General features: G+C 65.6%; 5 protein-coding genes and 1 pseudogene. 4 read left to right on the top strand and 2 right to left on the bottom strand.

What is annotated here, in order from left to right; all coding sequences use genetic code 11:
• Window positions 1–15: 15 nt before the first annotated feature.
• From paaK to CV770_RS28220, 3 genes and pseudogenes are all read left to right on the top strand, one after another.
• A pseudogene (gene paaK / locus CV770_RS28230) lies at window positions 16–1,266 on the top strand (phenylacetate--CoA ligase PaaK); the annotation flags it as partial.
• A 62-nt stretch (window positions 1,267–1,328) separates the two neighbouring features.
• On the top strand, window positions 1,329–2,333 hold the full coding sequence (locus tag CV770_RS28225; protein ID WP_104464706.1) for a quinone oxidoreductase family protein: 1,005 nt from the start codon (window positions 1,329–1,331) through the stop codon (window positions 2,331–2,333).
• Window positions 2,334–2,335: 2 nt separating this feature from the next.
• Window positions 2,336–3,394, top strand: a complete 1,059-nt coding sequence (locus tag CV770_RS28220) for a YeeE/YedE family protein (RefSeq protein ID WP_104464705.1) — start codon at window positions 2,336–2,338, stop codon at window positions 3,392–3,394.
• On the opposite strand, the gene CV770_RS28215 is transcribed toward CV770_RS28220, so the two are convergent.
• A complete protein-coding gene (locus CV770_RS28215; protein WP_104464704.1) occupies window positions 3,373–4,287 on the bottom strand; it encodes a DMT family transporter in 915 nt (304 codons plus the stop codon). The genes CV770_RS28220 and CV770_RS28215 overlap by 22 nt on opposite strands.
• Window positions 4,288–4,387: 100 nt before the next feature.
• Here CV770_RS28215 and pdxR point away from each other — a divergent pair, with 100 nt between their 5' ends.
• Window positions 4,388–5,818 carry a MocR-like pyridoxine biosynthesis transcription factor PdxR gene (gene pdxR / locus CV770_RS28210; protein ID WP_201760079.1) on the top strand — a complete coding sequence of 477 codons (1,431 nt, stop codon included), beginning with the start codon at window positions 4,388–4,390 and terminating at the stop codon, window positions 5,816–5,818.
• 10 nt (window positions 5,819–5,828) lie between these two features.
• Here pdxR and CV770_RS28205 read toward each other — a convergent pair whose 3' ends face one another.
• Window positions 5,829–7,052, bottom strand: a complete 1,224-nt coding sequence (locus CV770_RS28205) for a bifunctional alpha/beta hydrolase/OsmC family protein (RefSeq protein ID WP_104464702.1) — start codon at window positions 7,050–7,052, stop codon at window positions 5,829–5,831.
• Window positions 7,053–7,074: the final 22 nt, after the last annotated feature.

The raw sequence follows: 7,074 nt of genomic DNA, 5'->3' as shown, positions 1-7,074 counted from the left end.
GCCTCGCGCGATTAGATCATGGCGCTGCAGAAGCAGCGGTTGTCCTGGTCGCTGAAGCACGCCTATGACAACGTCGCGCATTATCGCAAGGCCTTCGACGAGGCCGGCGTACATCCGTCCGATTTTCGCGAGCTCTCCGATCTCGCGAAATTCCCGTTCACGGTGAAGACGGATTTGCGCGACAACTATCCCTTCAACATGTTCGCCGTGCCGCGCGAAAAGCTGGTGCGCGTGCATGCCTCCTCCGGCACGACCGGCAAGCCGATCGTGGTGGGGTATACGCAAGGAGACATCGACACCTGGTCGGACGTGATGGCGCGCTCGATCCGCGCGGCCGGCGGCCGTACCGGCATGATCATCCACAATGCATATGGCTACGGCCTCTTCACCGGCGGCCTTGGCGTGCACTACGGTGCCGAAAAACTCGGCTGCACCGTGGTGCCGATCTCGGGCGGCATGACCGAGCGGCAGGTGCAGCTGATCAACGATTTTCGGCCCGACATCATCACGGTGACGCCGAGCTACATGCTGGCGATCCTGGACGAGTTCAAGCGTCAGAAGCTCGATCCGCGCCAGTGCTCGCTCAAGGTCGGCATCTTCGGCGCCGAGCCCTGGACCAATGCGATGCGCGGTGAGATCGAAGAGGCCTTCGACATGGACGCGACCGACATCTACGGTCTGTCCGAAGTGATCGGCCCCGGCGTCGCCCAGGAATGCATCGAGACCAAGGATGGCCTGCACATCTGGGAGGATCATTTTTATCCCGAAGTGATCGATCCTGAAACGGGGGCGGTGCTGCCCGACGGGGAGAAGGGCGAATTGGTCTTCACCTCACTCACCAAGGAAGCTTTTCCGGTGATCCGCTATCGCACCCGCGACCTGACGCGGCTGCTGCCGGGCACGGCGCGGCCAGGCATGCGGCGGATGGAGAAAGTGACGGGCCGCTCGGACGACATGATCATCCTGCGCGGTGTCAATCTGTTCCCGACCCAGATCGAGGAGGTGCTGCTCGCGACCGACTGGTGCGGCGGCCACTTCATCCTGGAACTGACCCGCGAAGGCCGTATGGACGAGCTCACCATCATCGCGGAGGCGCGATCCGAAAGCTGGGACGGCCGCGGTCTTCTCGACCATGCCGACCGGATTTCGACCCACATCAAGAACACCATCGGCATCAGCTCCAGGGTGCAGGTGGTCGCGCCCGCCACGCTGGAACGCTCGCTCGGCAAGGCCAAGCGCCTCTACGACAAGCGGCCCAAGGATTGACTGACCGATTGACTTGACCGGCCCCAAAGGCGACAAGGCCGGCGAGAAATCGCGGGTCTTTCATGTCGCCAGCCGATACCAAAACCATCGAAGCGCGCTGCGTGCGCCTCAACGCCAGGGCCGAGAACGCTGCCGCGGTTGCGCCGGTGGTTGAGCGTCACACGCTGACGCGCGGTCCAAACGATGTCTTGATCGAGGTTAAGGCCGCCGCCGTCAATCCCTCCGACGTGAAGGCCGCGACCGGCTTGATGCCCTATGCCGTGTTCCCGCGCACGCCGGGCCGCGACTATTCCGGCGTGGTGATCGACGGGCCGGCCGGCACGGTCGGCCGCGAGGTGTTCGGCTCTTCCGGCGATCTCGGCATCCGCCGCGACGGCACCCACGCAACCCATCTCGTGGTCGAAGCTGACGCCGTCGTCGATAAGCCAAAGACGGTGTCCTGGGAGGAGGCCGCTGGCATCGGCGTGCCCTTCGTCACCGCGATGGAAGGCTTTCGCCGCGCGGGCGTGCCGAAGAACGGTGAGACCGTTTTGGTGTTCGGCGTCAATGGCAAGGTCGGCCAAGCCGCAGTGCAGATCGCGACCTGGCAGGGCGCGCGCGTCATCGGCGTGGTGCGCAAGGCGGAAGCTTACGAAGGCCACACCAACGCCCCCATCGAGGTGGTCGACGCCTCCGCGACGGACGTCGCCACGCGCGTGCGCGAATTGACCGGCGGCAAGGGAGCCGACATCGTCTTCAATACCGTCGGCGATCCCTACTTCCAGGCCGCGCACAAGTCGCTCGCATTGCGTGGCCGTCAGATCCTGATCGCCGCGATCGATCGGATCGTGCAGTTCAACATCCTCGAATTCTATCGGGGCCAGCACACCTATGTCGGCATCGACACGCTCGGCCTCCCCTCGGCAGCGACAGGCGCGGTGCTGCGCGACCTCGGCCCGGGCTTTGCGAGCGGGCAGCTGAAACCGTTTCCGGTCAAGGCGAATGCCGTCTATCCGCTGGAGCGCGCCAAGGAGGCGTATGTCGCGGTCGCCGGCTCCTCGCGGGATCGCGTGGTCCTGAAGCCGTAATCATGGGCTCGTCCGCAGCAATCGTCATCTTCGTTGGCCTTGCCATCGGCCTTGTCTACGGCGCCGTCGGCCTGCTCAGCGGCTTCTGCCTGATGAGCAGCATGCGCGGCTGGCTCGCGGAAGGAGACGGGCGGCTGGTGCGGACCTATGCGCTGGCGATCGCCGTCGCGATCGCCGCCAGCCAGTTCCTTGCCGGCAACGGCATGGCCGATCTGGGCAAGTCGATCTACCTGCAGCAAACGTTCTCGGTGCCGGTGCTGTTCCTCGGCGGCCTGCTGTTTGGTTACGGCATGGTGCTGTCGAACGGCTGCGGCTCGCGCGCCCTGGTGCTGCTCGGCCGCGGCAATCTCCGCTCCTTCGTCGTCGTGATCGTGCTCGCCATCGCTGCGCAAATGACCCTCAAGGGGTTGATCGCGCCGGCTCGCATCGCGCTGGTTCAGGCCTCGCAAACCACCGTCAATGTCAATTCGCTGCCTTCGTTGCTGGCATCGCTTGGCCCCGGTGAAGCGCTCTCGCGTGCGCTGGCGGCGGCCGTGATCGTCGTCGCGCTGATCCTGTTTGCCTTCGCGCATCCGATGTTCCGGCGCTCGCCGGGCCAGATCGCGGCGGGCGTCGTCGTCGGCCTGCTCGTCGCCGCCGGTTGGTTCGTCACCGGCTATCTCGGTGCCGACGACTTCAATCCGGTGCCGGTGACCTCGCTCACCTTCATCGCGCCGATCGCAGACGCGCTGCAATACGCCATGCTCTCGACCGGCCTGACGCTCAATTTCGGCATTGCGACGGTTGCCGGCGTCTTCGCCGGCAGCCTGATCACCGCACTCGCCACAGGCCGCTTCAAGCTTGAAGGCTATTCCTCGCCGCGCCACATGCTGCGCTCGGGCAGCGGCGCCGCGCTGATGGGCATCGGCGGCGTGATGGCGTTCGGCTGTTCGATCGGGCAGGGGCTCACGGGCGTGTCGACGCTGGCGCTGGGCTCGTTCGTCGCGCTCGCCGGCATCCTGCTCGGCACGACCGCAGGTTTGCGTGGCGCGCTGCGGGTTCAACCGCTCGCGGTGGCCTGACTGCGCAACAGCCGGTCGCCGAGCGTCGCAAGTCCGATGCCGGTGACGATCAATCCGGCCGCGACAGCGAGGCTCAAGTCCAGGGGCTCGCCCAGCAGGATCGCAGCACTCGCGATGCCGACGAGCGGCGTCCCGGTTGTTCCAAGCGACGTCGTCAGCGCCGAGATGCTCTTGTTGACCATCGACATCGCCCAATAGGCCAGCGCGCTTCCGATCAGGCCGGAGTACAGGAAAAGCATAGCCAGCCTCCACGACCATTCCACATGTGGTAGCCCGTCGATGACCATCGCCAGGGTCGAGAGCACGACCGTGGCCACGAGCACCTGCCAGAACAGGAGCTGGAGCGGGGAGGCGATCCAGCGATGCGCGCGGACATAGATGATATTCGCTGCCCAGGAGATCGCGGCCAGGATGACCATGCCGGCGCCGAGCACGACGTTGGCATTGCTCCAGTCGATTGAAGACGGATTCAGGATCACGGCAAGGCCGATCAGTCCAAGCATGGCGCCGGCAAGCTTGGGTGCGGTCAGGGTGTCCTTCCCGAGCAAAGGTGCCGCAATCGCGACCCAGAGCGGCGTGGTGTAGCCGAGCACGATGCCCTTGCTCGCGGGCAGGAAGCGCAGGCCGGCCGCGACCAGAATGGAGAAGAGCGTCATGTGCAGCAGGGCGACGCTGAGGACCACCGGCACGTCGCGCCGCTCCGGAATCACGAGATTGTTGCTCAGCCCGAGGATCACAAACAATCCTGCCAGTGCGATCCAGCTCCGGATCGCCGAGCTCCACAGCGGCGGGACGAGCTGCACCAATTGCTTCGTCACCGACCAGTTCACGCCCCAGGCCAGCACGACGATGAGGAACAGGCCGACGGCGGCGCGGGGTGACAGGGAGTTCATCGCAAGATCCTTGAAGCAGTCCGGTCCGGCAGATAGCATTCGCGCTGGTACCCACAAAAGCACCAGATCAGAAAGAAACAAGGTGCCAGTTTCGGATGATATGATCTCGGCCCTGATCGACCTGAAGCGGACCGGCGACGACGGGCTGGTGGCTCAACTGACGAGTCAGCTCCGTGGCTTGATCGCGACCGGCCGCCTCGGCAAAGGTCGCGCGCTGCCATCGAGCCGCCGGCTCGCCAGCGATCTCGGCGTTTCCCGCAACACCGTCACCTATGCATTCGAGCAGCTCGCCGCGGAGGGATATCTCGCGGCGTCGCACGGCCGCCGTCCGGTGGTCACCGTCGACGGCGGCGAACGACGTCAAGCAGCGGATGCCGTTGCGGCGCGCGTGCGCACCGGCAAGCTGCGGCTTTCACCCTGGGCCTCGCAGCTCAAGCAGACCGACTGGCCGATGTCCTATCAGGTGCCGCTCAGACCGTTGCGGCCAGGGCTTGGAGATGCGCGGGAGTTTCCGAACGAGATCTGGGCTCGCTGCCTGCGCCGCAGCGCCGTGCGTGCGGCCAAACGCGAACTCGGACCGGTCAACCGAACGCGCCTGCGCGAGACGCTCGCGCATTATCTAGCCGCGAGCAGAGGTGTTCGCGCCACGCCAGAGCAGATCATGATCCTGCCGAGCGCGCAGGCCGCGCTGACCTTGATCGCGGCTGTTCTCATCTCCCCCGGCGACGAGGTCTGGGTCGAGGATCCCGGCTATCCCGGCGCGGCCGCAGCCCTCCGCGCCTCCGGCGCGCACGTGATCGGCATGAGGCTGGACGCGCAGGGCATGCAGCGGATGCCGGGTCTCGCGGCCCCGAAATTGATCTTCATGACGCCATCGCACCAGCATCCCACCGGACGGCTGATGTCGCTGGCGCGCCGCACCGAATTTCTTGATGTGTGCATGCCCGGCAAGAGCTGGATCGTGGAGGACGATTACGACGGCGAATTCCACTATGACAGCCGGCCGGTGCCGGCCTTGCAAGGGCTCGATGCCCATGGCCGCGTGTTCTACGTCGGTACCTTCTCGAAGGTGATGACGTCGGATATCCGGCTCGGCTATCTCGTCGTGCCGCCGGCGCTGGTCAGCACCTTCGAGATCGCGCAGCGGCACATCGGGCTGATCGCGTCCAGCCACATCCAGGAAGCGCTGGCCGAGTTCATCGCCGGCGGGCATTTCCTCGCGCATCTGCGCCGGATGCGCCGGCTCTATCACGCGCGCCGCGATCACCTCGTTGCAGGACTGGAGCTCCATCTGGGCGAGATGCTCTCGATCGAAGTGCCCGCGGGCGGCATCCAGCTCGTCGCCCGTCTCAAACGCGGCACCGCCGATCGGGCGGCGGTCAAGCGGCTGGCTGCCGCGGGCGTTGAAACGCGGGCGCTGTCCGGCTTGGCGCTGGACCGGCCGCGCGATCATGGCCTGCTGCTCGGCTTTGCGGCCTGGCGCGAAAACGAGATCAGCGCGGCATTGCGGACGATGGCATCGTGCTTCTAGCGCAGTCGCGCTAGTCCACGGCCTTCGTCACGATGCGGATCTCCGACGTCAATGTCCGGTGCACCGGGCACTTGTCCGCGATCTCCATCAGCTTCTTGCGCTGCTCGGCATCAAGCGCGCCATCAATCGCGATGTCCCGTTCGATCTGGTCGAGCATGCCGTCGCGCGTCTCGCACTCCGCGCAGTCTTTGGCGTAGATTTTGGAATGCTTCAATCTGACGGTGACGCGGTCGAGCGGCAGCGATTTGCGGTCGGCATAAAGACGCATGGTCATGGAGGTACAGGCGCCGAGGCCAGCGAGCAGGAAATCATAGGGCCCAGGACCGGCATCCTCGCCGCCGGCGGCGACCGGTTCGTCCGCCACCAGACGATGTGGTCCGACCGTGACGATCTGGTTGAACTTGCTCTTGCGGGTCTCCTGCACCACGACTTGGCGCGGCGCCTCGGGCAGATCCATCGCCTTCGCGGGCTTTGCGGTGTCGATGTAGCGGCAGGCCCAGGCCGTAATCACGTCGGCTGCGTAGAGGGCGTCGGCGGGCTTGGCGAGCAGATGATCGGCATGGTCGAGCGAGACGAAGCTCTTGGGGTGCCTGGCCGCAACGAAGATCTTGGTCGCATTGTCGATGCCGACGGTGTCGTCGACCGGCGAGTGCATCACCAGCAGCGCCTCGTGCAGCCCCGTGATGTCCTTCATCAGCTCGTGCTCGGCGATGTCGTCGAGGAACTCGCGCTTGATCCGGAACGGGCGTCCTGCGAGCGAGACCTCGACCTCGCCCTGCGCGCGGATGGTGTCGAGATGCTCCCTGAAGAGGCCGGTCACGTGCGCTGGATCGGATGGCGCCGCGATGGTCACAACAGCCTTGGCCTCGGGAATCTTTCCAGCAGCTGCGAGGATCGCGGCGCCGCCGAGGCTGTGGCCGATCAGGAGCGACGGCGCCTTGCGGGCGTTGCGCAAATGGTCGGCTGCGCGGACGAGATCGGCGACGTTGGACGAAAACGTCGAATTGGCGAAATCGCCTTCGCTCGAGCCGAGCCCGGTGAAGTCGAAGCGCAGGACCGCGATGCCCTTGGCTGCCAGCGCGACCGAGATGCGTTTGGCGGCCAGTGTGTCCTTGCCGCAAGTGAAGCAATGCGCAAACAGCGCGTAGGCCGTGGGCTCGCCGTCCGGCAACTCCAGCGCGGCGGCAAGCTGATGGCCGCCTTCGCCCGTGAATTGAAAGCGCTCCGTCGACATGGGCTTCCCCCGTTCCTGCTTG

The sequence above is a fragment of the Bradyrhizobium sp. AC87j1 genome, assembly GCF_002936975.1.
Classification (GTDB): domain Bacteria; phylum Pseudomonadota; class Alphaproteobacteria; order Rhizobiales; family Xanthobacteraceae; genus Bradyrhizobium; species Bradyrhizobium shewense.
The sequence above is the reverse complement of the archived record's forward strand: the minus strand, read 5'-3'. Positions and strand labels throughout refer to the sequence as shown.

What these genes read in the sequence shown, in the direction of transcription:
- CV770_RS28215 (WP_104464704.1), bottom strand. Translation starts at nt 4,287, where the DNA reads ATGAACTCCCTGTCACCCCGCGCCGCCGTCGGCCTGTTCCTCATCGTC.
- CV770_RS28225 (WP_104464706.1), top strand. Translation starts at nt 1,329, where the DNA reads ATGTCGCCAGCCGATACCAAAACCATCGAAGCGCGCTGCGTGCGCCTC.
- pdxR (WP_201760079.1), top strand. Translation starts at nt 4,388, where the DNA reads ATGATCTCGGCCCTGATCGACCTGAAGCGGACCGGCGACGACGGGCTG.
- CV770_RS28205 (WP_104464702.1), bottom strand. Translation starts at nt 7,052, where the DNA reads ATGTCGACGGAGCGCTTTCAATTCACGGGCGAAGGCGGCCATCAGCTT.
- CV770_RS28220 (WP_104464705.1), top strand. Translation starts at nt 2,336, where the DNA reads ATGGGCTCGTCCGCAGCAATCGTCATCTTCGTTGGCCTTGCCATCGGC.